General features: G+C 58.4%; 1 protein-coding gene. It reads left to right on the top strand.

The features are described 5' to 3' along the window. A partial coding sequence (locus LPA36_RS29355) for an IS3 family transposase (protein ID WP_228884020.1) occupies positions 1-817 on the top strand: 817 nt, incomplete at its 5' end. Positions 818-856: the final 39 nt, after the last annotated feature.

Genomic DNA, 856 nt, shown 5'->3' with positions numbered 1-856 from the left:
ATCTCGTCGACGCGAGATGGCCATCCGCGCAGTCAAGGAGCGGGCGATGAGCGTACGGGCGGCCTGTGAGGCGTTTGGCGTAAGTGAGACCTGCTACCGCTACCAGGCAAAGCGTTGCGCGGAAAACAGTGTGATCGCCCAGTGGCTTGTGAAACTCACGCACAATCAGCGCAACTGGGGCTTTGGGCTGTGCTTCCTGTACCTGCGCAATGTCAAGGGCTTCGCCTGGAATCACAAACGTGTTTATCGCATCTATCGCGAACTGGAGCTGAATCTGCGGATCAAGCCACGCAAACGGCTGGTGCGTGAGCAGCCGGAACCGCTGGCCGTGCCGCAAGCACTGAACGAGTGCTGGTCAATGGATTTCATGCACGATCAGCTTGCCGATGGCCGTAGCATCCGGCTGTTCAACGTGATCGACGACTTCAACCGGGAAGGCCTGTGTATCGAGGTGGACTTCTCGTTGCCTGCGCTACGCGTTATCCGGTCGCTGGATCAGGTGATCGAATGGCGCGGCAAGCCGCTGAAGATTCGTTGCGACAACGGGCCGGAATATGTCAGCGATGCGCTCAGGGACTGGGCCATGAGACGCGGCATCGTTCTGCAGTTTATCCAGCCCGGCAAGCCGCAACAGAACGCGTACATCGAGCGTTACAACAAAACGGTTCGATACGACTGGCTCGCTCATTACCTGTTCGAGACGGTGGCCGACGTTCAGGACTATGCGACGAAGTGGCTGTGGTCATACAATCACGAGCGGCCGAACACGGCCATTGGTGGCGTACCGCCGAAACAGAAGTTGCCCATCGCGGCATGACCTCTACTTCTGAGCCCCGTTAAAAACGGGGGGACTACC

The sequence above is a fragment of the Paraburkholderia saeva genome, assembly GCF_907164555.1.
GTDB classification, from domain to species: domain Bacteria; phylum Pseudomonadota; class Gammaproteobacteria; order Burkholderiales; family Burkholderiaceae; genus Paraburkholderia; species Paraburkholderia saeva.
Note: the sequence above shows the minus strand (reverse complement) of the source record. Positions and strands in the feature narration are given on the sequence as shown.